27 protein-coding genes and 2 pseudogenes are annotated in these 25961 nt (G+C 45.0%); 20 read left to right on the top strand and 9 right to left on the bottom strand.

The features are described 5' to 3' along the window. Window positions 1–313: 313 nt before the first annotated feature. From RBB45_RS16040 to RBB45_RS15980, 14 genes and pseudogenes are all read left to right on the top strand, one after another. Window positions 314–1807 (top strand): ATP-dependent helicase ComFA, encoded by a 1494-nt coding sequence (locus RBB45_RS16040; protein ID WP_371931601.1) that lies wholly within the window; start codon window positions 314–316, stop codon window positions 1805–1807. After that, the gene (locus RBB45_RS16035; protein ID WP_306009942.1) at window positions 1788–2507 is read left to right on the top strand and encodes a ComFC family protein; all 720 of its coding nucleotides are present in this window, start codon (window positions 1788–1790) and stop codon (window positions 2505–2507) included. The genes RBB45_RS16040 and RBB45_RS16035 overlap by 20 nt, the downstream gene beginning before the upstream one ends. A gap of 38 nt (window positions 2508–2545) precedes the next feature. After that, a complete protein-coding gene (locus tag RBB45_RS16030; protein WP_306009941.1) occupies window positions 2546–2962 on the top strand; it encodes a TIGR03826 family flagellar region protein in 417 nt (138 codons plus the stop codon). Between the two features lie 103 nt (window positions 2963–3065). After that, window positions 3066–3332: a flagellar biosynthesis anti-sigma factor FlgM gene (gene flgM, locus RBB45_RS16025; protein WP_306009940.1), complete on the top strand. Its 267-nt coding sequence runs from the start codon at window positions 3066–3068 to the stop codon at window positions 3330–3332. Window positions 3333–3350: 18 nt separating this feature from the next. Then, window positions 3351–3833 carry a flagellar protein FlgN gene (locus RBB45_RS16020; RefSeq protein ID WP_306009939.1) on the top strand — a complete coding sequence of 161 codons (483 nt, stop codon included), beginning with the start codon at window positions 3351–3353 and terminating at the stop codon, window positions 3831–3833. Between the two features lie 17 nt (window positions 3834–3850). Beyond that, the gene (gene flgK / locus RBB45_RS16015; protein WP_306009938.1) at window positions 3851–5449 is read left to right on the top strand and encodes a flagellar hook-associated protein FlgK; all 1599 of its coding nucleotides are present in this window, start codon (window positions 3851–3853) and stop codon (window positions 5447–5449) included. 11 nt (window positions 5450–5460) lie between these two features. After that, entirely contained in the window at window positions 5461–6324 is an 864-nt protein-coding gene (flgL, locus tag RBB45_RS16010) for a flagellar hook-associated protein FlgL (protein ID WP_306009937.1), read from the top strand. A 52-nt stretch (window positions 6325–6376) separates the two neighbouring features. After that, on the top strand, window positions 6377–6937 hold the full coding sequence (locus RBB45_RS16005) for a DUF6470 family protein (protein ID WP_306009936.1): 561 nt from the start codon (window positions 6377–6379) through the stop codon (window positions 6935–6937). A gap of 16 nt (window positions 6938–6953) precedes the next feature. Continuing rightward, window positions 6954–7385 (top strand): flagellar assembly protein FliW, encoded by a 432-nt coding sequence (gene fliW, locus RBB45_RS16000; protein WP_306009935.1) that lies wholly within the window; start codon window positions 6954–6956, stop codon window positions 7383–7385. Then, entirely contained in the window at window positions 7386–7619 is a 234-nt protein-coding gene (csrA, locus tag RBB45_RS15995) for a carbon storage regulator CsrA (RefSeq protein ID WP_306009934.1), read from the top strand. A gap of 143 nt (window positions 7620–7762) precedes the next feature. Beyond that, a pseudogene (locus tag RBB45_RS26345) lies at window positions 7763–8116 on the top strand (flagellin N-terminal helical domain-containing protein); the annotation flags it as partial. Window positions 8117–8452: 336 nt separating this feature from the next. Continuing rightward, complete coding sequence (locus RBB45_RS26420; RefSeq protein ID WP_483861647.1) at window positions 8453–9541, top strand: flagellin; 1089 nt, start codon at window positions 8453–8455, stop codon at window positions 9539–9541. A gap of 504 nt (window positions 9542–10045) precedes the next feature. Next, window positions 10046–11929: a flagellin N-terminal helical domain-containing protein gene (locus RBB45_RS15985; protein ID WP_306009932.1), complete on the top strand. Its 1884-nt coding sequence runs from the start codon at window positions 10046–10048 to the stop codon at window positions 11927–11929. Window positions 11930–12270: 341 nt separating this feature from the next. Continuing rightward, window positions 12271–12384, top strand: a pseudogene (locus RBB45_RS15980) (flagellin); the annotation flags it as partial. A gap of 77 nt (window positions 12385–12461) precedes the next feature. On the opposite strand, the gene RBB45_RS15975 reads toward RBB45_RS15980, so the two are convergent. Further along, a complete protein-coding gene (locus RBB45_RS15975) occupies window positions 12462–13193 on the bottom strand; it encodes a DNA endonuclease (protein ID WP_306009931.1) in 732 nt (243 codons plus the stop codon). A gap of 278 nt (window positions 13194–13471) precedes the next feature. Between RBB45_RS15975 and flaG the strand changes: the two genes are divergently transcribed. The 6 genes from flaG (at window position 13472) to hpf (ending at window position 17896) form a co-directional block, all read left to right on the top strand. Beyond that, complete coding sequence (gene flaG / locus RBB45_RS15970; RefSeq protein ID WP_306009930.1) at window positions 13472–13825, top strand: flagellar protein FlaG; 354 nt, start codon at window positions 13472–13474, stop codon at window positions 13823–13825. A 16-nt stretch (window positions 13826–13841) separates the two neighbouring features. Further along, a complete protein-coding gene (fliD, locus tag RBB45_RS15965; RefSeq protein WP_306009929.1) occupies window positions 13842–15923 on the top strand; it encodes a flagellar filament capping protein FliD in 2082 nt (693 codons plus the stop codon). Window positions 15924–15965: 42 nt separating this feature from the next. Continuing rightward, entirely contained in the window at window positions 15966–16367 is a 402-nt protein-coding gene (fliS, locus tag RBB45_RS15960) for a flagellar export chaperone FliS (protein WP_306009928.1), read from the top strand. Further along, window positions 16367–16708: a flagellar protein FliT gene (gene fliT / locus RBB45_RS15955; protein ID WP_306009927.1), complete on the top strand. Its 342-nt coding sequence runs from the start codon at window positions 16367–16369 to the stop codon at window positions 16706–16708. The genes fliS and fliT overlap by 1 nt, the downstream gene beginning before the upstream one ends. Before the next feature lie 8 nt (window positions 16709–16716). Beyond that, window positions 16717–17103: a DUF8042 domain-containing protein gene (locus RBB45_RS15950; RefSeq protein ID WP_129613333.1), complete on the top strand. Its 387-nt coding sequence runs from the start codon at window positions 16717–16719 to the stop codon at window positions 17101–17103. 238 nt (window positions 17104–17341) lie between these two features. Beyond that, the gene (hpf, locus tag RBB45_RS15945) at window positions 17342–17896 is read left to right on the top strand and encodes a ribosome hibernation-promoting factor, HPF/YfiA family (RefSeq protein ID WP_094768487.1); all 555 of its coding nucleotides are present in this window, start codon (window positions 17342–17344) and stop codon (window positions 17894–17896) included. Window positions 17897–18353: 457 nt separating this feature from the next. Here hpf and RBB45_RS15940 read toward each other — a convergent pair whose 3' ends face one another. From RBB45_RS15940 to nikC, 8 genes are all read right to left on the bottom strand, one after another. After that, complete coding sequence (locus tag RBB45_RS15940; protein ID WP_306009926.1) at window positions 18354–18743, bottom strand: sporulation protein; 390 nt, start codon at window positions 18741–18743, stop codon at window positions 18354–18356. A gap of 422 nt (window positions 18744–19165) precedes the next feature. Continuing rightward, window positions 19166–20434 (bottom strand): SLC5/6 family protein, encoded by a 1269-nt coding sequence (locus RBB45_RS15935; RefSeq protein WP_306009925.1) that lies wholly within the window; start codon window positions 20432–20434, stop codon window positions 19166–19168. Next, on the bottom strand, window positions 20431–21126 hold the full coding sequence (locus tag RBB45_RS15930) for a response regulator transcription factor (RefSeq protein ID WP_306009924.1): 696 nt from the start codon (window positions 21124–21126) through the stop codon (window positions 20431–20433). The genes RBB45_RS15935 and RBB45_RS15930 overlap by 4 nt, the downstream gene beginning before the upstream one ends. Continuing rightward, window positions 21123–21893: a sensor histidine kinase gene (locus RBB45_RS15925; protein WP_306009923.1), complete on the bottom strand. Its 771-nt coding sequence runs from the start codon at window positions 21891–21893 to the stop codon at window positions 21123–21125. Before RBB45_RS15925 ends, RBB45_RS15930 begins: the two co-directional genes overlap by 4 nt. Window positions 21894–22043: 150 nt before the next feature. Further along, window positions 22044–23042, bottom strand: coding sequence for an ABC transporter ATP-binding protein (locus tag RBB45_RS15920; RefSeq protein WP_306009922.1), 999 nt, complete (start codon window positions 23040–23042; stop codon window positions 22044–22046). Next, window positions 23023–24051, bottom strand: a complete 1029-nt coding sequence (locus RBB45_RS15915) for an ABC transporter ATP-binding protein (RefSeq protein WP_306009921.1) — start codon at window positions 24049–24051, stop codon at window positions 23023–23025. The genes RBB45_RS15920 and RBB45_RS15915 overlap by 20 nt, the downstream gene beginning before the upstream one ends. Window positions 24052–24074: 23 nt before the next feature. After that, entirely contained in the window at window positions 24075–24995 is a 921-nt protein-coding gene (gene nikB / locus RBB45_RS15910; RefSeq protein WP_224949613.1) for a nickel ABC transporter permease, read from the bottom strand. Between the two features lie 13 nt (window positions 24996–25008). Then, a complete protein-coding gene (gene nikC / locus RBB45_RS15905; RefSeq protein ID WP_224949615.1) occupies window positions 25009–25908 on the bottom strand; it encodes a nickel transporter permease in 900 nt (299 codons plus the stop codon). Between the last annotated feature and the right edge of the window lie 53 nt (window positions 25909–25961).

Below are 25961 nucleotides of genomic sequence, written 5' to 3'. Positions count from 1 at the left end.
TAGGGGAGATTGTGGAAGGGGGGGTGAGTTGCTAATATATGGTGGAAGATGCTAATAAAAATGGAAAGTTGCTAATATATGGGGAAAGTTGCTAATAAAAGAGAAAAGTTGCTAATAAATCTGAGAAGTTGCTAATAAGGGGGGATGCGGCATCTCGCGGGGAAGGCTGCCCAAGGGCGGGGTCGCAAATATATCGGGAAAGTCGCAAATAAATGGCTAAGACTTGCAAATATAATGAAAAAGTCGCAAATAAAACTCAAAACTCGCAAATATATCCAAAATCCCGCAAATAACCAGGAAAGGATGATTAGTTTTGAAGTTCAAAATCCAAGAAGGACGCCTCATCCAGGACCAAAATGGCACCCAAATCTCCAAAATAGCAGAAATTCCTACAGTTCCGCTCAATCCAGCCTTCAATCCGGACAAACAACTGGCCGAAATGCTCACCGGCAAGCAGCTCCTTACAGACGAACTCCCTTTCACAGCACAAGAAATCGACCAGCATTACCAAAACGGCCACATCCTCTACCGCCCGGGCATCCTCCTCACCGGCATAAAGCCCCAATGTGCCCGCTGCGGCAACACTCAAACTCACCTTATAGCAAAATTCCCCTGCGCCAGATGCGGTGAAGACTGCCTCTACTGCCGGAGCTGCATCATGATGGGCCGGATCAGCTCCTGCACCCCGCTCGTCAGCTGGCAAGGTCCAGAACCACCGCAGCCCCAGTCAAAAACCTACCTAGAGTGGACAGGCAATCTTTCCGACGGCCAGCAGACTGCCTCCGACCGCACAGCACAAGCTATCCATCAAAACAAAGAACTCCTGGTCTGGGCCGTATGCGGTGCTGGAAAAACCGAAGTCCTTTTCGCAGGCATAAACCATGCCCTCCAATCCGGAAAAAGAGTCTGCCTCGCCACACCGCGGACCGATGTAGTCCTTGAACTCACTCCGCGCCTGAAAAAGGTATTCCCAGGAATAACGGTAGCTTCCCTCTACGGAGGCAGCGAAGACCGCCATCTCTATGCCCCGCTCACCATCGCCACCACCCACCAGCTGTTCCGCTTTTACCAGGCATTCGACACTGTCATCCTGGATGAAGTCGACGCTTTTCCCTATTCAGTTGACACGCCCCTTCAATTTGCGGTCCAGCAGGCAAGAAAGCCTGAGTCCTCCATGATCTATCTAACCGCCACACCCAACCAAAAATGGCAGAGAGACTGCTCCTCCGGTAAAAGGGACTACGTTACCATTCCAGCACGCTACCACCGACATCCGCTGCCGGTCCCGGAATACCGCTGGTGCGGAAATTGGGAGAAGCTTTTAAAGAAAAGCAAACTCCCCAATCCGCTCATCAGCTGGATCAACCACCGCGTCCAAAACTCCAAGCAGATCCTCCTGTTCTTCCCCCGCATCGACATCATGGAAGCAGCCCTCCCGCTAATACAAAAGCTCTGCCCACACACAAACTCTGTCCATGCTGAAGACCCCGACCGCAAAGCCAATGTCCAAAAAATGCGCAACAAAGAAACACATATCCTCTTGACCACAACCATCCTGGAAAGAGGCGTAACGTTCCCGAATATTGACGTAGCTGTCATTGGCGCTGAGCACCACGTATTCACCGAAAGCGCCCTTGTCCAAATTTCCGGCCGCGTCGGCAGAAGTGCAGATTACCCGAGCGGCACCATCAACTTTTTCCACTTCGGCAAAACAGAAGAAATGATCAAAGCGAGAAACCAGATTACAGGAATGAACAGGGAAGCGAAACGAAGGGGGCTAATCTTGTATGAATCTTTTTCAAGCTAATCATTGCCTGATCTGCCAAAAAGAGATTGATGCAGAGATTGGGTGGCAGGAGCTGTTTACACGAACGGAGGAGAAGGTAATATGCAGGGAGTGTGAAGAAAGCTTCGAAGAGATAAAGGGAGCGCTATGCCATATCTGCGGGAGGCAGCTGCAGGGGCTAAATCCACAGTTCATTGAAAACGACTGCTGCTATGACTGCATCCGCTGGGAAAAAGACCCCAAATGGGAAGGCATCCTCAATAGAAATATCTCTCTGTACACCTACAATGACTATCTACAGGAGCTGATTGCCCGCTTTAAATACAGAGGAGACTACATCCTGGCCAAAGTGTTCAAACAGGAGATAAGAAGAAATATAGAAACCCTCAAGCCCGATTTCATCATTCCCATACCGCTCAGCACCGAGCGCCTATACGAGCGCGGCTTCAACCAGGCCGAAGCCCTCATCATCACCGCAGGCCTAGCACCATCCCATCTTCTCAATAGAATTCATACCGAAAAGCAGTCCAAAAAATCCCGCGAAGAAAGAATCCATCTCAGCGAAATCTTTCAAATAAGCACCTCTGCCACAATTGAGGCTAAAAATATCCTTCTCATTGACGATATATATACTACAGGAAGCACCCTCCGGCATGCCGCCCTGCCGCTGAAACAAGCGGGGGCGGCTAACATCATGTCTCTCACACTGGCAAGAGGGTGACCGTGACCACTATATACGCTATTTAGGAGAGAATTATCATGGCTGAACTGGCGAATTGTCCGCAATGCGACAAGGTATTTGTAAAAAATCAATTCCGTGATATATGCAATGACTGCTGGAAGGAAGAGGAGCTGAAGTACGAAACGGTTTATCAATATATCCGCAAAAGAGAGAACCGGACCGCGACGATGCAGCAAGTTGTCGATGCGACAGGGATTGAAGAAGCGCTGATTTTGAAATTCATCCGCACAGGCAAGCTGAAGCTGGCCCAATTCCCGAATCTTGGCTATCCTTGTGATAAATGCGGAGCGTATATCCGCGAAGGGAAGATCTGCCAAAAATGTGCAAAAGAGCTGCGGAAGGATATAAACACCTTACAGGCTGAAGAAGAGCGGAAAAAGCAGATGGCGTTTAAGGAGAAGCAAGGCACCTATTTTTCAATTAATGACAAGTAAATAATATAGGCATAAAGAAGTATTTTCTTCTTTTTATTAAAAAATCCCCATATATAGCCGATAATAAAGGAAAGACTAGTTCGGTCGAAAGCGAGGGAAAACAATGAAGATTAATAATTTCGGACCTTCAGGAATTAACCCATACAAACGCCAGCAGAACAAGCAGGACACTGCCAATGCCCAGGCAAAAAAAGCCGCGGATAAGGTGGAGATTTCGTCTGCTGCCAAGGAAATGCAGCAAACCTCCAAAATCGACCAGCAGCGCCAGGCAAGAGTTGAGGAGCTGCGCATTCAGGTCGAGAACGGCAACTATAAAGTAAACCCGAAAGAAGTGGCGAAAAGCCTTCTTGATTATTATACAAAGAATTAACAGAAGGGAGGGGACTTCATGTCCGCTGAAGCATTGCTCGAGAGTATGACGAAGCTGATCAGGCTCCATAAAAGTCTTTCTGAGCTGTCAGCCCGGAAAACCGGCATCATCAAGGCAGGGGACACTGAAGCCCTCAGCCAGATTTTAAAAGAAGAACAGACCCATGTGGCTGCAATTAGAAGGATTGAAAATGACAGGCAGAAAACAGCAGCGGCCCTGGTACCGGGGAAAGCGACTCCAACTATATCAGACTGCCTGGAGGTTCTCAGCCTCCCGGACCAGGAAAAACTGGCAAGTCTGACGGAAGAGCTTGCAGAAGCCATCCTTCATATAAAAGAAGCCAATGACCTGAACCAGCAGCTGCTGGACCAGAGCCTGCAGTATATCAATGTATCCATGAATCTGATGAGGCCGCAGCCGGAGAATATCAATTACGGACCTGCAGCCGGCCAGCAGAACAAACAGCTTCCTTCTCAAGGGCTGTTTAACTCGAAAGCCTAAGAGACGGAGGAATCACCATGCGTTCAACCTTTATGGGACTTGAAACAGCCCGCCGCGGCATGTTCACCCAGCAAAGCGCTTTATATGTAACAGGACACAATATCGCCAACGCCAACACGCCAGGCTTTTCACGCCAGCGCATCAACTTTGAGCAAACATCGCCATACCCGGCAGCATCCATGAATCGTCCGCAGATTCCGGGGCAGATGGGAACAGGGGTGGAGGCAGGCTCTGTTCAGCGGATCCGTGAAGGTTTCCTTGACCTCCAATATCGTGTCGAAGCCAATAAGGTCGGCTACTATAACAGCATGAGCGAATCGCTCACCAAGATGGAGGAAATCATGAACGAGCCATCAGAGAGCGGTCTTCACGCTACGATGGAAAAGTTCTGGAATTCCCTTCAGGATATCGCCAGCCATACGGAAAACACAGGTGCCCGTGATGTAGCAGCGGCCAGCGGACAGATGGTGGCAGACACTTTAAACTATTACTATAACTCTCTATCAAGAGTCCAGCAGGACATCGGCAGCGAAATCGGCGTCAAGGTAAAAGAAATCAACGGCCTTGTCTCGCAAATCAATGAGCTCAACAAGCAGATCGCCAGTGTAGAGCCGAATGGATACCTGCCAAATGACCTTTATGATGAGCGCGATCTATATGTGGATCAGCTTTCACAGCTGGTTAATATAAAAGTGACCAATGTAAAACCGGATAACTACGGACATGCAAAGGACATTTCAGAAGGACTTTATAAGATTGAAATTGTCGGAGATGACGGGAAATCATTTTCCCCCCCTGCTGTGCTGCTGGATGTTACGAAGGAGGACGGCCTTAAGGATCCAAACCTTCTTGAGGTTATTGACACAACAGATGCTGCAAATGAAGATCTTGAGCTGGTCAGCGGACTGATCACCGAGGTTCGCGTCGGCGGTGCAGCATTGCCTAGCATGAACTTTTCAGGTGAGCTGTCAGGTTTAATCAAAAGCTACGGCTATAAGGATGGTGCCGGAAATGAAGCCGGCTTCTACCCGGATATGCTGCAGAAGCTGAATGATTTTACCACTGCGTTTGCCATGGAATTCAATAAGATCCATGAATCAGGATTCGACCTGAACGGCAATCCAGGAAAAGCGTTATTTGAATTTGATCCGTCTCAAGGGGATAACCCAGCCCAGCAGATCAGAGTAAACAAAGATATACTGGCTGATTCCAGCCTGATCGCGGCAGCAGCCACCAGCACTGGCGGATCAGGAGATAATGACAATGCCCATGAATTGTCCCAAATAAAGACAAAGGCATTTGGCAGCTTTCTATCAAAGGGTGACGCAGGATTCCCAGCTTCTATGACGTCTGGAAATCTCGATACCTACTATTCTGGAATTATCGGCCGCCTTGGCGTCGATTCCCAGAGCGCCCAAAAGAATGCGAATAACTCTATAGTGCTGGCAGACTCAGTCGATAGAAGCCGGCAATCAGTAAGTGCCGTCTCACTCGATGAAGAAATGACCAATATGATCAAATTCCAGCATGCCTACAATGCAGCTGCACGAAATATAACTGTAGTGGACGAAATGCTCGACAAAATCATCAACGGCATGGGCGTCGTCGGAAGGTAAGGTGAAAACAGATGCGCGTAACGCAATCAATGCTATCCAATAATATGCTCCGCAACCTGAGCAATAGCTACACAAAGCTTGGCAAACTTCAGGACCAGATCGCCACCCAGAAGAAATTCACCAAGCCTTCAGATGATCCTGTTTCTGCGATGATGGCAATGAACTACCGGACGGATCTGAACAGGATCGAGCAGTACCAGCGGAATATCGGTGAAGCTAAGAACTGGATTGACAGCACGGATGATGCGATGGATAAGGGTATCATGGCACTTCAGAGGATCAGGGAACTTACTGTCCAGGCGAGCAATGGCACGCTTGAAGGCGAACAAAAGAAAAATATCATGGAAGAAATCAAGCAGCTGAAGGAGCACTTGATTGATATTGGGGAAACCCAGGTCGGCGGCAAATATATCTTCAACGGCACCCAGACCAATGTAAAGCCTGAAGGAAATGGGCAGTTTGGCGAAGGGGCCATTAATCTCGAGGTTTTCTCCAATATTAAGATCCAGGTGAATATGAACGGCAATGAAGTCTTTGGCGATATGCTCACAGACAGCGGCGACATCCAGGGACTGATTAATGCATTGGATGCAGACAGCCCCGAAATCGGCGGCTATCTGGAAAAGGTCGATAAGTATATTGATCAAATGCTTGCCGGCAGGGCAAAAATAGGAGCCAAGCAGAACAGGATCGAACTTATGGATGACCGCCTCCAGCAGCAGGAAGTCTTCTCAACACGTATCCTGTCTGACAATGAAGATGTGGATATGGAAAAAGTGATTATGGAGATGACCACTCAGGAAAGCGTCCATCGTGCCGCTTTAAGTATTGGTTCAAGGATCATACAGCCAACCTTGATGGACTTTTTAAGATAAAGATGAAAGCTATCCCAGTGATAGCTTTTTTTCATAGAGAGGAGCAGAGCATATGAATGTACCTCAATTAAGACTGGAATCTACCTTTATACGACTAGGCCTTAATATTGAAAAGCCAGTACAGGAAATTCAGCAGCAGCAGGCGATCCAGTCGATTGAACAGCCGCAGGCTAAGCTGGAGATAGAAACGATCCCTGGAAGGCTGACCATTGATCAGACAAAGGCAAGGGAAGATGTGGATCTCAAGTCGCTCAGTGTACGAGTCGCTGAGGCTGCTCAAAACGGCTATCAGGACTGGCTGTCAGGACTTGAGCGGAGAGCGGCAGAAGGCAGTGAATTGATGAAAATTGAAAACGGAGGCAATCCTATCCCCGGACAGGCCAAGGCAAACAGCGAAGGGCCGGAGAAGCAGTTCAATATCGGCTGGGTCCCATCCCATTTCAGTGTAAAGCTGCACTATGAGCCGGCACAGGTCAAAATAAACGCCACACCGCAAAAGCCAATCATCAGCGCAGAAACCCAAAAGCCGGTCCACCATTACACACCAGGAAAAGTCACACCAGAGATACTCGAAAAAAACAGCCTGACAATCGACTTTGTCAGCAATGAATAAGGAATGTGGTGAAAATATGAACCTGCAAACAAAGTTTCATGGAAGAGTAGAAATAAACGAGGAACAAGTTCTTCATTTTAATACTGGAATACCAGGATTTATCGATGAGAAGAAATTCTGCATCCTGCCGATAGAGGATACACCCCTATTTGTATTGCAATCGGTCAAGTCTGCTGAAACAGCCTTCATCCTTACAGATCCCTTCAGTTTTTTCACAGACTATGAGTTTGATCTGCCAGAAGAAGTGACCGAAGCCTTATCCATTTCATCTGATAAAGACGTCGCTGTATTTGTCATCTTAACCGTCCAGGAGCCTTTTGAAAAAACAACCGCCAACCTCCAGGCACCAGTCATCATCAATCAAAAAGAAAAACAAGGCAAGCAAGTTATCCTGAATGGAACTTCCTACACAACTAGGCATCTGCTTATAACCAAGGAGGGGAAATAAATGCTCGTCCTTACCCGGAAAACAAAAGAATCTATTATGTTGAATGACGACATAGAAATCACGATTGTTTCTATTGACGGAGACCAGGTCAAACTCGGCATCAACGCCCCTAAGAACGTAGAGATACAAAGAAAAGAAATTTATCTCTCCATCCAGCAGGAAAACAGCAGCGCCACTAAAACAGAAAGCGAGCTGCTGGGCAGCATTACCTCCTTCTTTAGACAAAAAAACTAAAAAACTTTTATTTTTTGTTAAACATTGTCTAAACCAGCCGATATTATCTATGTAACCAGCTAACCTAAAGGCGGCCGACTTTAGACCAGCTGAAAAATTAACCACATGGATGTGGGACAAACACTCAAGGAGGAAAAATAGTAATGAGAATTAATCATAATATTGCTGCTTTGAATACTTATCGTCAGTTGAATAGTGCTTCAGGCGCTCAATCAAAATCAATGGAGAAATTATCTTCAGGTCTTCGTATCAACCGTGCTGGAGATGACGCTGCTGGTTTAGCAATCTCTGAAAAAATGCGTGGACAAATCCGTGGTTTAGACCAAGCGTCTAAAAACTCTCAAGATGGTATCTCTATGATTCAAACAGCTGAGGGTGCATTAAACGAAACACATGATATTTTACAACGTATGCGTGAACTTGCAACTCAAGCAGCCAACGATACAAATGTTGGTGTTGACCGTGAGGAAATACAAAAAGAAATTAACCAATTATCTTCTGAAATTAACCGTGTAGGGAATACTACTGAGTTCAATACTCAAAGTCTTTTAAAAGGCGACGGAAACACAAATCTTAAATCAACAGGTTTAACAGGTGTTACTGGGAAATTAACTAATGGTACAGATGCTACGACAACAGAGGCAAGTAGAACTGATACTGTAGGTGCTACAGCTTTTGCAAACAATGATACATTTAAGTACACAATAAATGGTCAAGATTTAGCAATCACTTTTGCAACTGATAACACTTTAGCGGGTACAAACGATTCTCAGCTAACAACAAGTACTGCTAACACTGCAACAATTGGTATTAAGGGAACTAATACACCTGCAATGGATAGAGATGCAATTGTTGAAGCAATGAATGCAATGATTGAAAAGAATGATACATTAAAAGGTAATTATAAAGTAACAGCTTCAGGTACTAATGACTTTAAAATAGAAGCTTTAAGTACAGGCGCATTTAAAGGAGCAGCCGGAAACATATCTGCTGCATCTGGTACAACTGCAGCTAAGATAACAGCTGGTACTGGTACAGATATTGTTGCTGGTGCTAATACAGCAGCTGTAAAAGCTACAAAAGAAATTAACTTTGACTCTCTTGTAGGTACAGATGCTACCACAACTGATGCTAATATAAAAAAATTAGTTGAAACTGGTTTAACAATTAACGGTAAACAAGTTGAATTCTACAATGCGAATGATGGAGCTTACACAGGAGATGCTATTGGTGTAAATATTAGTACTGCATTATCAGCTGGAACTAATGAAGCAAAAGTAGACGAACTTGTAAAAAATATTGCACAACAAGTTGCGAAAAATATTGATGGTGTTGAGGTAACTCAACAAGGAACTGGTTCAGGTACTACTGCTCAAGTTTTAGTAATAAGTGCAGCAGAAGGCGGAGTTGCTGGTAATAATATTGAGATTAAAGATGGTGGAGTACAAGAGGACTTCAAAGCAACATTCCAAGTAGGTGCTAATAAAAACCAAAGCTTCACAATTGATATCAATGATATGCGTTCTGATGCATTAGGTATCACTGGTAAAGCTGGTGAAGCTGGTTTCACAGCTACAAATACTGTAACTGATGGTACAAGCAGCACTACACAAGAAGCAGCTCTTGATGTATCAACTCATGAAAATGCTTCTGCTGCAATCAAAACAATTAATGATGCTATTGAAAGCGTATCATCAGAACGTTCTAAACTTGGTGCATTCCAAAACCGTTTAGAGCATACAATCAACAACTTAAACACATCTTCTGAAAACCTAACTGCTGCGGAATCTCGTATCCGTGACGTTGACATGGCGAAAGAAATGATGAACCAAACTAAGAATTCTATTCTTTCTCAAGCAGCACAAGCAATGTTGGCTCAATCGAATCAAATGCCTCAAGGTGTATTACAACTCTTGAGATAACTGATAAGAAGGGCGTCCAGTTTGGTAACGAACTGGAGGATAACTGGGTGAATTGCTGGAACTTCCTAAAGCTCCAACAGCCACAACGTAACTGGAAACGGTAAGCGTAATGGCCTTGAAAATGATGGAGATAATACAATGGATAATCAGCAGCCAAGCTCCTGTGAGGAAACTCTGGAGAAGGTTCAACGACTAGGGAATACGGTCTAAGGCAAATTGCTATGACTATGAATCTCGTAGGGCAGCAAATGCTGTTCGAAGTGCCCAGCTCCATGGGACTCATGGATGAAGATATAGTCTATTCTATGGCCGAAAGGCATAGCGGCAAAGCAAGCCAACCAACAACCACAAGGAGTTCTTCAACTTCTTCGTTAATATTAGCATTAGGAGAGCCTCTAGTTTTGCTAGAGTCTCTCTTTTTTTGTAGACTTCCAATAAATTCTAAATATTCTTTTGTTTATACCGATAAGGTTAGTATAGTATTAAAAAATTGAGGTATTAAATGTGAGGATAAGACACAATATTTTAGGTCTCAGCATAGGAAATAGATTAAACAAAAGTAGCAGGGAATCAATTAAAGCATTAGAAAAACTTTCTTCAGGATTACAAATTAACAAAGCTTCTGATGATACAGCAGGTTTAGCAATATCAGAAAAAATGAGAGCTCAAATTAGAGGATTAGAACAATCGGACAAAAATATTCAAGATGCTGTTTCCTTAATTCAAACAGCAGAAAATGGTCTATCTGAAATTGGAGATTCTAGTCTATTGAGGATAAGAGAGCTAGCGGTTGAAGCAGCAAGTGATACATTAACTCACCAAGATCGTGTGTATATTCAAGCAGAGATTGACCAGCTTAAACAAGGGATTAATAATGTGGCCAATAATACTCATTTCAACGGTATTGCTCTTCTTAACCAAACGATTGCAGAGAGTTCAGAAAGTCAAAACGTAATAAGTTTAGGTAAAGCTACGAAAGTAACAGCACCTAATTGGCTACCCGCGAGTTTTACTGTTTTCCAAGGTGTAAATGATACATTCGAATTTAGTATTAATGGTGAAACTAAGCAATTGAAGATATCCCCTGGTGCATATGTACCTAGCACATTTTTAGCGGAATTGAATTCGGAACTAAAAGTAAATAATATCCCACTCACGGCTTCCTTTTCACAAAATACAACCAAACTAGAATTCACCAGCCCTGTAGGAAACTATAGGATTGAAGGAATTACAGGGGGAGGGAGTCGAACTGAAGGATATCTTATTCCCACAATAGTAGGAAGTATATCTGGCGGTATAAATACAGCTGGCTTGCCAGTGATAAGTCCAGGTATAACTATACAGTCCGGGATTAATGATACTTTAACATTCGAGGTTGATTCGTATCCATATTCGATTATAATTACACCTGGAGACTACACTGTTTATGGAGCATCTCAGTCAGATCTTAATAAAAACTCTCCTTTTTTAGAGGAAATAAATCAACAGTTAATAAATACAGGGGCACCTGTTAAAGCTGGTTTTATATACTATGCCAATCCGGATAGTCCATTTAATAATGGAGCAGGTTTGTATTTAACTGCTTTAGAAAATGCCGATGCCTCGAATTATTTGTCAGATGGTATTCACACGTTTGGAAACTTCGGAGGAAATGCAAAATCACTACTATTTGAACAAATAGTGAACGGATGGAGTTATACTGACTCTTCTATTATCAAACAAGGCAGTGTTACAGCCAATCCAGCCCAAATTATAGGTGAAGCAGATTTGTCTGATGGTCTGATGATTGTTGCCGGAGAGAATGATACTCTTAACTTATCAATAAATGATGTTTCCAATACCATTGTACTTAGACCTGGTAGATACAATCAACAGGGAATAATAGAGGAAATAAATCAACAGTTTGAGAGTAATGGTATTTTTTTGCATGCAGAAACAAATAATATGAATAAGTTGGTTATTAGTAATACTAACTCTACTTATGGAGATATTATACAACACATTTCTGGAAGTTCCATGGTTGATCTCTTTTTTGAGGTTGACCAGGGGGAGGAACCTCTCATAGAAATCGATGCTATTCCTGTTTCGGGTATTTTAACCATACAGGCAGGACACAACAATGGTCACAACTTTGACATTACTCTTACAGATGTTCGTACTAATGCTCTTGGAATAGGCGAACTTTCAGTATTATCCAGAGAGAGTGCAGATAATGCAATTACTAAAATTGATTATGCAATTCAGGAAGTTTCTTCTCAACGTGGTAAGTTTGGAGCATATCAAAATCGGTTAGAACATATCTCTAAACACAACTCTCAAGCTTCAGAAAACTTAACAGCTGCGGAATCTCGTATACGTGACTTAGATTATGCTTTAGCTGCTGCATAAACAGTGTCAAGCACAGTCGTCCTAGCTGGTAACGGCTAGAGAACATTATCGGGTGAATTGCTGGAAACCCCTTAGAGCTTTCTTCCCCACAACGGACTTGGAAACGACAAACGTGAAGGGTGAAAAGAAGAAAGATTGGGCAATCAGCAGCCAAGCTCCTTTCTCGAAAGAGTGGAGAAGGTTCAACGACTAGGATAGACCATCTAAGGCGAGAGCTATGGTGATGAAATCCGTAGGAGAAACAATATATCATCAGTATTGTAAATCCGAAGTGCCCGACCCCTACTTATAAAGAGGGTGAAGATATAGTCTGGTCATTTATGAAAGTAAATGTTCGCACGATGGCGAAAGAAATGATGAATCAAACAAAGAATTCTATTCGTTCTCAAGCAGCACAAGCAATGTTGGCTCAATCCAATCAAATGCCGCAAGAAGTTCTTCAACTTCTTCGTTAATCTTAAACTATATAGGAGAGGCTCTAGTCATATAAGAGTCTCTTTTTTACGTCTATCTTCTGAAATGCCATCTGGTCTTAGGGCAAACCAGTAGCACGCATCTCCCTAAGTTTGTAGGTTACTGACCAATAAGTTCGCCCGAGGGCACCAGCTATATCTTTTACTGTGTTTCCTTCTTTTCTCATCCTTAATAACGTCTCGATCTCCTCATCAGAATAGTTCTTATATCGCTCAGAGCTGGAAGCGATAATATTATAGTCTGGATAAGCCTTTTCAAGCAGCCCCTTTTCTTTTTGAAAGCGCCAATCCCAATTAGTTTTGTAGTACATGCAGGGACAGCTCACTGTGATATAAGAAATGAGATTGAGAAATTCAAGAGTGTCCTTTATAGAAGTAAATTTTAGCGCTGCGTTATTGCCATCTTTAACGGTTAGATAGCGGAATGTCATATGAAAATGATTTTGAATGTGCAGGAGAAGTATTTCAAGCTGCTGACGGGTGAAGTTTTGCAGAGCAAGCATAATGGAAGGCGCTAAATAAATGATTTTCTTTCTATGATTGATTCTTTTCGTGATGCACAACGTACCGTCATCCATATATAATATTGCTAGAAAATGTGGCAAGTGACAATACTTTAAAAGAGCTTGAGGCACTTGTTTATTTCCGCTGCTATCATAAAAATGTGGATATAACTCGGTAAAGAGTACATGGGATGAAGAACGTAAAGTGCAGCTTTTAGGAGTGATATAGAGCAGCTCAGGCAAATATGCCTGTTTCCATTCGCGGTATTCTTTTTTGTTTAGTTCCATAGTGCTCCCGGTAGCTATTGTTTTTCCTGCGGGACCCTTTATAGAGTTTAGTAATTTCACCGTCGCCAAGGATACTGGCGACTAATATATTTTGCTGAATTAATGAGAGTTTATTAAATTCCATTATTACTCACCCCTCGGAAGGAACATTTGTTCTTATTGTACCATGATTTCTTTCATAATATTAACAATAGAAGTTAGCAGTCTAATTTTTCTCTTAAATATTTTTTCTTGCAGCCGATATAATTAACATGAACACAAGAATAGGGGGATCCTCCATGATAGAGAGGCTTTCAGGACAAAGCGTCGCCTATTCACCTAGAACAACACCTTTAGACAAAGTGGAAACGCAGGGAAACGAAGAACAAAAAATTCTTGAAATAACAGAGAATTATTCGAATGAAAATAACAGAGAGAAGCTTGATGGCATTATTGAGGGAATGAATGAATTTCTCCATCCTTCAAACACTTCTCTCAAATTTGAGCTTCATGAAAAGTTAAATGAGTATTATGTAACAATCATAGATGACACCACACATGAGGTTGTAAAGGAGATTCCTTCTAAAAAGATGCTTGATATGTATGCAGCCATGACTGAGTTTGTTGGTTTGATGGTTGATAAAAAGATTTAAAGCGGGGTGACCAATCTTGGTTAGAATCGGTGGATTGGCAAGTGGAATGGACATAGATCAGCTTGTATCGGATTTAATGAAGGCTGAGCGTATGCCGTTAGATAAGATGAAGCAGAAGAAGCAAGTAATGGAATGGCAGCGGGATGATTACCGTTCTATGAATACTCTTTTACTTAATTTCAGAACAGAATTAACACAAATGAAACTATCTACAAAATATAGAGCTCGTTCAACAACTACCACAAATGATGCCAGGGTTACTGCGACAGCTACCAGTGCAGCTGCATTGGCTTCCTATTCTATATCTAAAGTAGAGAAATTAGCATCTGCGGCAACAAAAGTTAATGCAGGAAGAATATCAGATTCTCCTGATAAAAAAGTTGATGTGAATAAATCCTTATTTGATGGTATATCTGAATTTGCACCAAGTTCTAATTTTAAGTGGAAGCCAGGTAGTGTTGAAACCAAAAGTATCAATGTCACTGAAGATGGGCAAGCCTTTACTCTAAATCTCAAAGGCAATGTTAGCGTCATAGAAACAGAATTCTCTAGCATGAATGTGAGGGTTAATGGAAAAGCGTACGAGGTAAAGTCAGGCATTGATAAATCCGAGTTAATGGCTGGTCAAGTACTGGTTGATAAAGAAGGAAATTTGACTTTTGGAGAATCTATAACTAAGGGCTCATCTATTAAAGTAGACTACATAGCTACAAATAAGATTGACACAATTACTGCTGGTGAAAATTTCACAACATTCTCTCTTTCAAAAGGGTCCATAAGCTCTGTTGAATCATTCAAAATTGCAGGAGATGACTATACTATAGATGAAACAGAGCAAACTAGCGGGAAAGTAATGTGGGAAATTAAAAAGAATGACGTAGTAGTAGGAACACTAGACAGGACGAATGGAAAAGTCACAATGAATGAAGCTATTCCTAAAGAGTCAGTCATTGAAGTTAACTACACGCAAAACTATACCAATTTTAAAGTTGGATCCTATACATCAAAAGGATTGGTCACAGAGAATTTTAATATACAAGGTTCAGAGTCTCTTAATAACGTGATTAACAAAGTGAATACCTCAACAGCTGGTGTTACGATGTTTTATGATTCTTTTACAGACCAAATCACTTTAACTAGAACGGAAACCGGAAATTTTCATGGTTTGGATGGGGAGTCAACAACAAAAACACCTGCAGCAGATGATGAAATAATTACCTCCGGTAACTTTATAGATAATGTTCTTAAATTCTCCGGAGCAACAGAAACGGGCGGAGTCAACGCTGTCTTCACCATTAACGGTCTGAAAACAGAAAGAAGCTCCAACACCTTTGATATCAGCGGAGTGACCTTCACTTTAAAGCAAACCTTCTCAGATGCTCCAGTTGATATTGCTATTAATAACAATACCAACGATATTTATGAGAATATTAAAGGGTTCGTCGACAAGTATAATGAATTAATCGGCAAAATACAGAGTGAGGTATCCGAGGAGAAATATAAATCATATACACCTCTCACTGATGAACAGCGCGAGCAGCTTTCTGACAAACAGCAGGAGCAGTGGGAGGAGAAGGCAAAAAGCGGAACTCTGCGCAGGGATCCTACACTATCAAGCCTTCTTACAACAATGAGAACGGACTTTTACACTTCCGTCAACAGTGAAGGAATTAATCCGCTATATAAGCAGCTTTCTGCCATTGGCATAAAAACGACGGCTAATTACCTTGAAGGCGGTAAGCTTGAGATTAATGAGGCAGAGCTAAAAAAAGCGATTGAGGCTGATCCTTCCTCCGTTGAAAAGTTATTTAATGCCTCTGGAACAACTAATGATCAAAAAGGAATTGTTCAGCGTCTCTATGATACAGTCAATAATTCAATGGAGAAAATCAAGCTGAAGGCAGGAAACTCTTTTTCTACCAATCAGCAGTTTACAATGGGCAAGCAGCTTGACAGCCTCAACAAAAGCATCGACCGCTTTGAGGACCGTTTGACACAGGTGGAAAACCGCTACTGGTCCCAATTCACCGCCATGGAAAAAGCCATCCAGCGCTCCAACGAGCAAATGGCATATTTAATGCAGCAATTTGGAGGATAATCACCGCCACTGGGAATACAGTTTTGAAAGGAAGTGTCCTTAATGGCCACACAAAATCCATATAAGTCTTATCAGCAGAATTCAGTGACTACGGCTTCGCCTGGGGAGCTGACGCTTATGCTTTATAATGGCTGCCTGAAGTTCATCACTCAGGCGAAGAAGGCGATTGCTGATGAGAATATTGAAGCGAAGAATACAAACATCCAGAAGGCGCAGAACATCATCAGGGAGTTGATGGTGACGCTCAATATGGACTTGGAAGTTTCGCAGAACATGATGTCACTTTATGATTATATGAACCGCCAGCTGATTGAGGCGAATTTGAAAAGTGATACAGCTATCCTGGATGAGGTGGTAGGCCTTGTGACCGAGTTCCGCGATACATGGAAAGAGGTTATCCAGGTGAACCGCCAGAAGCAGTTCAGCCAGGCGGGGCAGATTTAATGAGTTCGGTTGAGCGGCTGTATGCTTTAACGGCCGGGCTGGTTGACCGGCTGGAGCAGGGAAGCGACCGCGATCAGAAGATCGGCTGGATTGAAGCTGCCCTTGAGGAGCGGGACCAGCTAATGCAGGAGCTGCAGCCGCCGTATTCCGAAGGGGAAAAGCTCCTGGGAAAAAAGCTGCTGGACCTCAATATCCGGCTGTCGCATCAGCTGCAGAAGGAAAAGGCGATGATCCAGAAGGATATCAAAGGCTTGTCCATTAAGAAGGAATCAAACAATAAATATGTGAATCCATATCAATCCATGGCGACGGACGGTATGTTTTACGATAAACGAAAATAGGTGACCCCATGTTAAAGCTGAAAGAAGAACAGCATATTCTGGTAAAGGAATACCAGGATCTGCTTGATACCGTTGAAGAAGCCTTCGAATACATAGTTGAAAGCTTCACGAATTTAGAAAAGACAGAAGGCGATACACTGCTGGTTGATATTTTTCACGCCCTGCCGCAGATTGCCTCTGTCAATGAGCAGCTGAGCCAGCTGTTCGAGAATCATTCTTCGATTGAGAAAGTGCTTGCTGTGTTTGATGTGGTGGCTGAAAAAGCGGAGCTCCTGGAAGGGAATTTCGAGAATGCGGAGAAAAAGCAGCAGATCATCCGTGAACAGCTTTATCCTGCCTTTGCCGCCTGGAGCGTCATGATCCAGCAGGAGCTTAAGCCTTATACACAATCCTGACCGCTATAATGGAGCGGTCTTTTTTCTTTTAGATAAGATGGTAGCTGAATCGACACGCTTTCGACAAATGTTTTCAAATTATCTGAACGTTTTTGCAGGACTTTTCTGGGGTACAGTAGAATTATATTTACATAGTCTTAATAAAATTTTAAGGCTAGGCTTTTTCAGGGAGCGGCAGCTTAAAGGCCGCGGACGCCTGTGAGAGCTTTACTGTATAATGAAAAGGAGGAGTTCATCTATGAATTATAACATTCGTGGTGAAAACATTGAGGTAACTCCAGCGATTAGAGAATACGTAGAGAAGAAGATTGCGAAACTGGAAAAATATTTTACTGAAACTCCTGATGCAAATGTACATGTAAACTTAAAAACGTATAATAATAACCGCTCCAAAGTGGAAGTGACCATTCCGATGCAGAACCTGGTGCTCCGCGCTGAGGAGGATCATGAAGATATGTATGCGGCCATCGATTTGATTGTGGATAAGCTGGAACGGCAGATCCGCAAGCACAAAACGAAGGTGAACCGCAAGTTCCGTGAGAAGGGAAGCCCGACGCTGATGTTTGCTTCTTTTGATGAGCCGGAGGCGCCGGTCCTGGAAGAAGAGGATAATGAGCTTGAAGTTGTCCGCCAGAAGAGCTTTGATTTGAAGCCGATGGACAACGAAGAGGCGATCCTGCAGATGAATCTTCTCGGCCACAGCTTCTATGTATTCACGAACGCGGAAACAAACCGCACCAATGTAGTCTATAAGCGTAAAGATGGCCGCTACGGCCTGATTGAAGCTCAATAATGATAAAGAGACCCTGCTCCTAAATGGAGCAGGGTCTTATTATTTAGATGACTTAGGCAGCGGTACGCTTTCTCTTTTTCCCGCACCTGACACATTGATCATTATAATAGCTGTATTTATGGTTCTTTAAAAAGAAACAATAGAGGGACTTCAACTTCAAGGCCGTTCACTCCTTCGAATGTTATACCCTCTACTATACTATAAAACCGGGAAAAAACCTTCCTTTTATCCTAAAAAAATTACATTAAGTGGATAAAAATTCTTTATAAAGAAAAAATCAAGATGTTCTTTATGTCGAATTTTGAGGTTTTTTGAAAGCTGGAATGAATGAGCTATACCCGCGGCGGGTTTTTAATCTCCAGTGCGGATGCAGCCTGATAGCCGGTTTCGACGATGCTCACAAGGGCCGCGGCCATGATGAGCTGTTTTATTTGCCTAATGTTCACTTTTTCCTCCATTAAGCTTGAATAATAGTGATTTCATCTAAATCTGCACTTTTAACGCCCTCATTAAAGATCATACGCGTCTTAAAACGGTAGGAGCGCTTTTTGCCGGACGGCTGCAGTGTCTCCGGCAGAGTGAAGTGGAACGGCATATGGTTGCATTCATCCGATTCAATTTTTTTCGTAGTCAGGATGGTGGTAGAGTCTACTACACTCTCTCCAGTTTCATCAGTGACAACCAGGTCGCACTCAATACGTTTGATCTGCTGGTCGATTGTGCCTCCCTCAATGTTGAAATAACCGCAAATGCTCTCGCCCGGATGGTAGCTCAGCTTTGGCAATATAAGGTCAATCCTCGCCGACCCGACACCGATCAATGACATATATTTTCGTAAAAGCAACATAAATCTCTCCTATTAGTTTTTTATTATTTTGTTAGTCTTTGGATGTCCTGTTTAAACTTCATTTTGGAACTTTCTCTCTTTACATTCCCTGCTCCTTCTGGCATTCCAGCCACAAAGCTCTTTTCTTTTCATATGCACGCCCGCAGCGATTTACCACACTTGTCTGCCAAAAAAGGCGCCTGTCCCGCAACGTAAAGAGGCCTTTGCCAATGCTGGAGTCATCCAGCGCGGCAAAGGCCTCTTTGAGTGCATAAATAAAGACCTTTACCGTTCAGGCAAAGGTCTGGCTAACAGAATCTGATCTGCCAGCAAAGCCGAGAGCGAATGCTCTGTAATGACGACTATGCTGTAAAAGCTACTCCCCTTTGTGGGAGACGTGCTATGAATTTATAACTCTATTGTACAAAAAGCTGCGTGGAAAATCAATACTGAACATATCCCTTTCTGGGGATGAGCCATAAGTGGGCAGCGGCCGCCAAAAGGAAAGCCAGGGAAACAATAAAGGCGATTAAGATTGAGTTTTGCCTGAGGCCAAAGCCAAGGGCCGTCCAGCCTGCCAAAGTCCCTGAGGCGGCAGCGAAGGTGATCTCTTTTCCGAGCCTTGTTTGCGACCAGAAGATACGCAGGACAGCAGGGATGACAGATGCAAAATAACAGCCGAAGATAAAGAACAGGTCCAGGATGGTCAAAGCAAAATAATAGATCAGGAAAGGGACAGCCGCAGTGTAAAAGATAAATAAGAGCCAGATGTGCTTTTTTAACTTTCGGTCGTTTTTGTTATATAGCACATAAAGGGAGTGCATCTGCCCCAGGAAGGATTCGAACAGGATGAACAGCAGCAGGACGATCAGAAAAATCGCCAGCAAACGCGAATCATACCGGAGGATGATTTTTTCAAAAACCGTGATGAGATTATGGAAGCCCCCCAGATAGATGGCAGACATGCTGATCATGGAAAAAGAAAAGGGGATGGTGCTCCAGATAAAACCAGTCGTGGCCATTCCGAGCTTAATTTTGTCCAGCCTGCTCCTCAATAGCAGATTCCACATTTTCTGATCGATCAGCATATGCCCGAGCATTGCCAGGAAAAAGACAGTCAGCAGCATCGGGACGCTGGGCCAGTTGATGTAGAGCAGATAGGGATGATACAGGCGGAGGCCGTCATATACTTTTTCAATTCCTTCGAGCATATAGGCGTGGACGAGCATCATGATCATTAATAGGAATAGGCCGCCTACCTTCAGCATGCTGTAGCGGGTGAACCACTTGATCCTCGTGAACACGGCGATGGGAAAGCCAATCAGGAAAAAGGCGGATATCCCGAATTCAATCGGGATATGGAGCGGATAAAGCAGTATGGCAGCAGCATATCCCATCACGATGATTCCGCAGAGGACACCAAAGATAAGCAAGCGATTCATCCACAGGAAGGCAGCGGGGGAAAGCCGGCTGGCAAGTACCTCCGGGAGGGAGCTGAAGCTGCCCAACCGCCGTACCCTCATCAGAATAGGAATGAGGGCAAGGAAGGCGAGAAAGCCGCCGGCTGAAAAGGTGATCGCCCCGATATACCCATAATGGAGGAAACTGTCGGAAGAAGTGAAAATGGCATTGCCGGTGATCCATCGTGAGATCAGCGCAATGCTCAGCAAACCAAATCCGTAAGTCATTTTTTTATCCTTGCTTGTACTCATCCTTGACGCTCCCTGTATTGCTTTGGTGTGATCTGTTCTTTCTTTTTGAACTGGCTTGAAAAGTAATGAAGGCTGTTAAAGCCCGTTTTTTCTGCGACCTCGGAAATCGACTGGTCAGTTGAAGACAGCAGGTGCTTGGCTTTTTCCAGCCGGTAAGTGGTCAGATAATCAATCAGCGGGGTGCCTGTTTCCTCGCTGAATTTCCGGCTTAGGTAGGCAGCGCTGCTGTGTACTTTTTGGGCTATGTCCTGCAGGGTCATCCGCTGGTCAAAATGCTCATGGATCTGCAGCAGGGCTTCATTAACAAGCTTTGAGTATTCTTTCTTGAAAATAGGCGAAGAAAATTTTTTCAGGGTTTCCGTCAGTTCCTCTTCAATGATTGGTTTTGTCAGATATTCCGAGACACCGAGCTGGATGGATTTCTGGGCAAAGCTAAAGTCCTGATGGGCCGACAGGATGATGACCTGCAGATGAGGCTGGAGGGTTTTCATTTCTTTGACAAGCTCTAGCCCTGATTTGCCTGGAAGCTCGATATCGACAAAAGCAAGGTGAAAATAAGTGTCCGCGCACTGCTGGGCCGCCTGGCTGCTGTCATAGGCAAAATGGAAATTCCATAGGGGAAAGGCTGGCTTCAGGATCAGTTCCAGCTGTTCAATTACAATCGGTTCATCGTCCACACATAAGATATTCATCCTGTTTCTTCCTCCATTTTGGTATTCTGCAGAGGAATGGATGCTGTCACGACTGCACCTTCCTCCTTGCCGGGTTCCAGCAGCAGGGTCGCTTCCTTGAATAAAAGCCGAAGGCGCTTTTGGGCATTGGCCATGCCGCTGCCTTTTGTGAGCATCTCTTCAAATGTCAATTCTCCGGTTCCTAGCCCGTTATCTTCTACCTTCAGAATCATACGTTCCTCTTGAATGGAAGCTCTGATAGTCAGGCAGAGAGGACCCGGTTTTTTCTCCAGCCCATGCTTGAAGGCATTTTCGGCAAGAGTCTGCAGGAGATAGGGAGGCACCTGGCAGCTTAATGTGCCGGTTTCTATTTCAGTCACGATGTCCAGCCGGTTCTGGAAGCGAAGCTCCTGGATTTTCAGATAATATTCCGTGTATTTCAGTTCCTGTTCGAAAGGGATGAGCGGCTCCTTTACCTGATACTTAAACTTGAGGAACAGTGAAAGTGTCTCCATTGCCTTGATTAGTGTATCTATCCGCTTCAGGCGTGCCAGGCCGAGCATCAGATTGATGGTATTAAAGAGAAAATGGGGGTGGATCTGCTGATTGAGCTGCATATACTTGCTTTCCTGCAGTGTGTTTTCCAGGAGCGCCTGTTTTTTTTCAAAGGAAAGCGTGTCAATCTGCTTTTCAAAGGCGAGGATCATCATCAGGATGATGGCCGCTGCCATCGGGATAAAGATGGAAAAGATGGCAAAAAGGGAAAAGGTTTCATAAGACAGCAGCATCTTTACACAGCCTTTATAGTGAATTTACAAAATAGTATAACATTTTAAAAAGGTAATGGGGAAGAGTCTATTAAAAACGGCGAAGCCGGAAGGGCTTCGCCATAGAATGGGGATGATATGAGAACAGCCAAAGATGGCTGAAACTCCTGTTTAAGATGTCAGCTGATCTGCATAGTGGCAGGCAGCCTGGTGACCGGGAGCCAGGCTGCGCAAATCCGGCTCGTTATTTCGGCACAGGTCTGTCGCAAGCGGACAGCGGGTATGGAATCGGCAGCCTGCCGGCGGATCGATCGGAGAAGGGACATCCCCTTTAAGGATGATTCTTTCCTTCTTTTGCTTTCTGTTCGGCTCCGGGATCGCTGAAAGCAGGGCTTTCGTGTATGGGTGGAGCGACTTGTCGAACAGCTTTTTCTTTTCGGCTATCTCGACAACCTTCCCAAGATACATGACGATGATCCTGTCCGAAATATGGCGGACAACACCAAGGTCATGAGAGATGAACAGATATGTCAGGCCGTAGTCCTTTTGAAGTTTTTTCAATAGATTCAGGACCTGTGCCTGGACGGATACATCTAGGGCTGAGACGGCTTCATCACAGATGATAAGTTTTGGCTCCACGGCTAGGGCCCGGGCAATGCCTATCCTCTGCCTTTGCCCGCCGCTGAATTCATGCGGATAGCGGTCGATTTGTTCTTCACGAAGGCCGACCTGCTGCAGGAGCTCGATTGCCCGCTGCCTGCGTTCATTTTTTGGGACAACATTCAGGATACCCATCGCCTCTTCCAGCGTCTGTCCGACTGACCGGCGTGGATTTAAGGAAGCGAAGGGGTCCTGGAAGATGACCTGCAGATCCTTGCGGACGGTGCGCATATCGCGCTTTGAACGGGCGAGGAGATCCTCTCCCTGGAAGAAAATGCTGCCTCCGGTCGGTTCATCCAGCCGGAGAATGGCCCTGCCGGTAGTCGATTTGCCGCAGCCGGACTCACCGACGATGCTGACAGTTTCGCCTTCATAGATCGTAAAATCAACACCATCTACAGCCTTCACATGATTCACGGTCCGGCCAAAGATTCCGCCTTTGATCGGGAAATGCTGCTGCAGTCCCTTTACCTCGAGGATGGGCTTGGCTTCAGTTTGCACGGCTGACATCGGCAGCAACCTCCTTCGTTGTCTGATCCCATCTTTCTGAATACATCCAGCAGCGGACCTTATCCTTGCTGCTGTCAAATAACGGCGGCTCCTCGCATTTGCAAATCTCAGCAGCAAAAGGGCAGCGCGGTGCAAAGCTGCAGCCAGCTGGGAGATTATCCGGGCTTGGCACAGTGCCCGGTATGGTTTCCAGCTCTTCCACATCCCGATCGACAAGCGGGATGCTGCGGAGCAAACCCTGTGTGTAGGGATGCTTCGGATTTTCAAAAAGAGAGTCGGCATCTGTATGTTCCACTATTTTTCCGCAGTACATGACGGCCACATGGTCGCAAGTTTCCGACACGACGCCCATATCGTGGGTAATCATAATGACAGCAGTTCCCAGCTGATCCTGCAGGTTCTTCAGAAGATCAAGTATCTGGGCCTGGATGGTAACGTCCAGTGCAGTGGTAGGCTCATCGGCAATCAATAGCTCTGGATTGCAGGCCAGGGCCATGGCAATCATGACGCGCTGCCGCATCCCGCCGCTCAGTTCATGGGGCTCCTGTCTGGCCCGTTTCTCTGGAGACGGGATCCCGACGATCCGGAGCATTTCGACAGCCTTGTTCCATGCTTCCCTGCGAGGCAGCTTCTGATGGATCCGGAAAGCCTCGGCAATCTGTTCGCCCACTGTGAAAACCGGATTGAGGGAGGTCATCGGCTCCTGGAAAATCATTGAGATTTTATTGCCGCGCATATTCCTCATGCCTTCCTCTGTTTCATGGAGCAGGTTTTTTCCCTTGAACAGGATCTCACCGTCGACAATTTTTCCGGGAGGCTCGGCGATCAGTCTCATAATCGAGAGGGAGGTGATGCTTTTGCCGCTGCCGGACTCGCCCACAATGCCGAGCGTTTTTCCTTTTTCGACCTCAAAGTCAACTCCGTCCACTGCCTTGATGACCCGTTTGCCGGAGAAAAAGTGAGTCTTCAGGTTTTTGACTTCCAGGATGGTATCTTTCTCAGTGCCCATGTTTTTTTCTCCTTTCATATCTATTAATTAAGCTCCACACGTTTATTTAAGAATCTATAAGATACATCAACCAGCAGATTGACGAGGACGAACAATACCGATACAAAAAGGATCGTCCCTTGTACGAGCGGCAGGTCGCGCATCCTGATGGCATCAATGATCAGGCGGCCGACGCCGTTAATGGCAAATACCGATTCGGTGAGGACAGTTCCGCCGAGCAAGGCGCCAAATTGAAGGCCGACTACTGTGATGACCGGGATCAGTGCATTTTTCAAAGCATGTTTATAAATGATGAAGCGCTGGCGGACGCCTTTTGCCTTCGCTGTCCGGATATAATCCTGGCGGATGACCTCAAGCATGCTCGCCCGCGTCATCCTGGCCACAATTGCGGCACCGCCCGTGCCGAGCGTCAATGCAGGAAGAATGATATGGCTGAAGGTGCCCCAGCCGGCAACAGGGAACCATTGCAGTTCAACGGAAAAATAAAGGATCAGAATCAGGCCGAGCCAGAAGTTCGGCAATGAAACCCCGAGGAGGGCGACCATCATCAGACCTACATCAGTAAAGCTGTTTTGCTTGGTGGCGGCAATAATACCGATGATTACACCAAGGATAACCGTAATCAGGATGCTCCAGAAAGCCAGCTCTAGAGTGATCGGCAGGCGGACGAGGATTTCATCCAATACAGGGCGGCTTGTCCGGATAGATTCGCCAAGATCTCCCTGGACAACATCGCCGACATATTTGGCATATTGTACAAGGACAGGCTGATCAAGCCCAAGCTCATGGCGGATAGAATCCACCTGGGCGTCTGTTGCGCCTTCACCGGCAACAAGTGCAGCAGGGTCGCCAGGGACCATCTGCATGATCAGAAAGACAATCAGTGTAACCCCGAGCAGGACGGGGATGATTTGAATGAACCGGCGGATTAAAAAGATCAACATCAGAAGTACCTCCTTATTTTTTCATGCGGGGATCCAGTGCATCCCGCAGTCCGTCTCCAAACAGATTGAAGGCCAGCACAATCGTGGCAATGGCGATCCCGGGAAACAGTGCGATATGCGGTGCTGTAAACAGAAAGTCGCGGCCGTCGCTCAGCATCGCGCCCCATTCAGGTGTTGGAGGCTGGGCGCCCATTCCAAGGAAGGAGAGACCTGCAACAGACAGGATGGAGGTGGCTAGCCTCAAAGTGCCCTGAACAATGATCGGGCTCATAATATTAGGAAGAATGTGAACAAAAATGATCTTCGAATCTCTTGCCCCGAGTACTTTGATTGCATCAATATATTCCATCTTCTTCACACTCAATGTTGAACCCCGGACAATCCGGGCAAAGGTTGGGATGGAAAAAATGCCGACAGCAATCATAACGTTGATCAAGCTAGGGCCAAGAGCGCTGACAATGGCAAGAGCCAGCAGCAGCCCAGGGAAGGCGAGAAGGACATCAATAAAGCGCATGATGAGTGTATCGACCCAGCCTCCGTAATAGCCGGAAATGATGCCAAGTACGATGCCGAAAACTGCACCAATAAGGACAGACACGAACCCGACAGCCAGTGACAGCTGCGAACCATACAGGATGCGGCTGAATACATCTCTTCCTTTATCATCCGTCCCCATGATATGCTCAGCGGATGGTGCCTGCAGTTTATTGACAAGGTCAATTTCGTAAGGATCGTAAGGGGAGATGGCAGGCGCCAGTATGGCCAGCAGGATATATAATAGAACGATTGTGCCGCCAATCAGCGACATTTTATTTTGGACAAGCTCTTTTGCGAGGGCAGCCCCTTTCCGTTTCCTTTTGGAAATTGGAATGGAAGAAGCGGGTGTCTGCCCGGGATTAGCCATGCTGCTCATAATCGAACCTCCATTTATAGTTGTTGAAAACAAAGATATCAGAAAAAAAATCT

Origin of the sequence: Bacillus sp. MMSF_3328 (assembly GCF_030733525.1) — a bacterium.
GTDB lineage: Bacteria > Bacillota > Bacilli > Bacillales > Cytobacillaceae > Bacillus_AB > Bacillus_AB infantis.
This window is presented reverse-complemented; position numbering and strand designations above follow the sequence as displayed.

Coding starts and splice junctions, on each gene's coding strand:
- RBB45_RS16035 (WP_306009942.1), top strand. CDS start 1,788: ATGAATCTTTTTCAAGCTAATCATTGCCTGATCTGCCAAAAAGAGATT.
- RBB45_RS16030 (WP_306009941.1), top strand. CDS start 2,546: ATGGCTGAACTGGCGAATTGTCCGCAATGCGACAAGGTATTTGTAAAA.
- flgM (WP_306009940.1), top strand. CDS start 3,066: ATGAAGATTAATAATTTCGGACCTTCAGGAATTAACCCATACAAACGC.
- RBB45_RS16020 (WP_306009939.1), top strand. CDS start 3,351: ATGTCCGCTGAAGCATTGCTCGAGAGTATGACGAAGCTGATCAGGCTC.
- flgK (WP_306009938.1), top strand. CDS start 3,851: ATGCGTTCAACCTTTATGGGACTTGAAACAGCCCGCCGCGGCATGTTC.
- flgL (WP_306009937.1), top strand. CDS start 5,461: ATGCGCGTAACGCAATCAATGCTATCCAATAATATGCTCCGCAACCTG.
- RBB45_RS16005 (WP_306009936.1), top strand. CDS start 6,377: ATGAATGTACCTCAATTAAGACTGGAATCTACCTTTATACGACTAGGC.
- fliW (WP_306009935.1), top strand. CDS start 6,954: ATGAACCTGCAAACAAAGTTTCATGGAAGAGTAGAAATAAACGAGGAA.
- csrA (WP_306009934.1), top strand. CDS start 7,386: ATGCTCGTCCTTACCCGGAAAACAAAAGAATCTATTATGTTGAATGAC.
- RBB45_RS26420 (WP_483861647.1), top strand. CDS start 8,453: ATGGATAGAGATGCAATTGTTGAAGCAATGAATGCAATGATTGAAAAG.
- RBB45_RS15975 (WP_306009931.1), bottom strand. CDS start 13,193: ATGGAACTAAACAAAAAAGAATACCGCGAATGGAAACAGGCATATTTG.
- flaG (WP_306009930.1), top strand. CDS start 13,472: ATGATAGAGAGGCTTTCAGGACAAAGCGTCGCCTATTCACCTAGAACA.
- fliS (WP_306009928.1), top strand. CDS start 15,966: ATGGCCACACAAAATCCATATAAGTCTTATCAGCAGAATTCAGTGACT.
- fliT (WP_306009927.1), top strand. CDS start 16,367: ATGAGTTCGGTTGAGCGGCTGTATGCTTTAACGGCCGGGCTGGTTGAC.
- RBB45_RS15950 (WP_129613333.1), top strand. CDS start 16,717: ATGTTAAAGCTGAAAGAAGAACAGCATATTCTGGTAAAGGAATACCAG.
- hpf (WP_094768487.1), top strand. CDS start 17,342: ATGAATTATAACATTCGTGGTGAAAACATTGAGGTAACTCCAGCGATT.
- RBB45_RS15940 (WP_306009926.1), bottom strand. CDS start 18,743: ATGTTGCTTTTACGAAAATATATGTCATTGATCGGTGTCGGGTCGGCG.
- RBB45_RS15935 (WP_306009925.1), bottom strand. CDS start 20,434: ATGAGTACAAGCAAGGATAAAAAAATGACTTACGGATTTGGTTTGCTG.
- RBB45_RS15930 (WP_306009924.1), bottom strand. CDS start 21,126: ATGAATATCTTATGTGTGGACGATGAACCGATTGTAATTGAACAGCTG.
- RBB45_RS15925 (WP_306009923.1), bottom strand. CDS start 21,893: ATGCTGCTGTCTTATGAAACCTTTTCCCTTTTTGCCATCTTTTCCATC.
- RBB45_RS15920 (WP_306009922.1), bottom strand. CDS start 23,042: ATGTCAGCCGTGCAAACTGAAGCCAAGCCCATCCTCGAGGTAAAGGGA.
- RBB45_RS15915 (WP_306009921.1), bottom strand. CDS start 24,051: ATGGGCACTGAGAAAGATACCATCCTGGAAGTCAAAAACCTGAAGACT.
- nikB (WP_224949613.1), bottom strand. CDS start 24,995: ATGTTGATCTTTTTAATCCGCCGGTTCATTCAAATCATCCCCGTCCTG.
- nikC (WP_224949615.1), bottom strand. CDS start 25,908: ATGAGCAGCATGGCTAATCCCGGGCAGACACCCGCTTCTTCCATTCCA.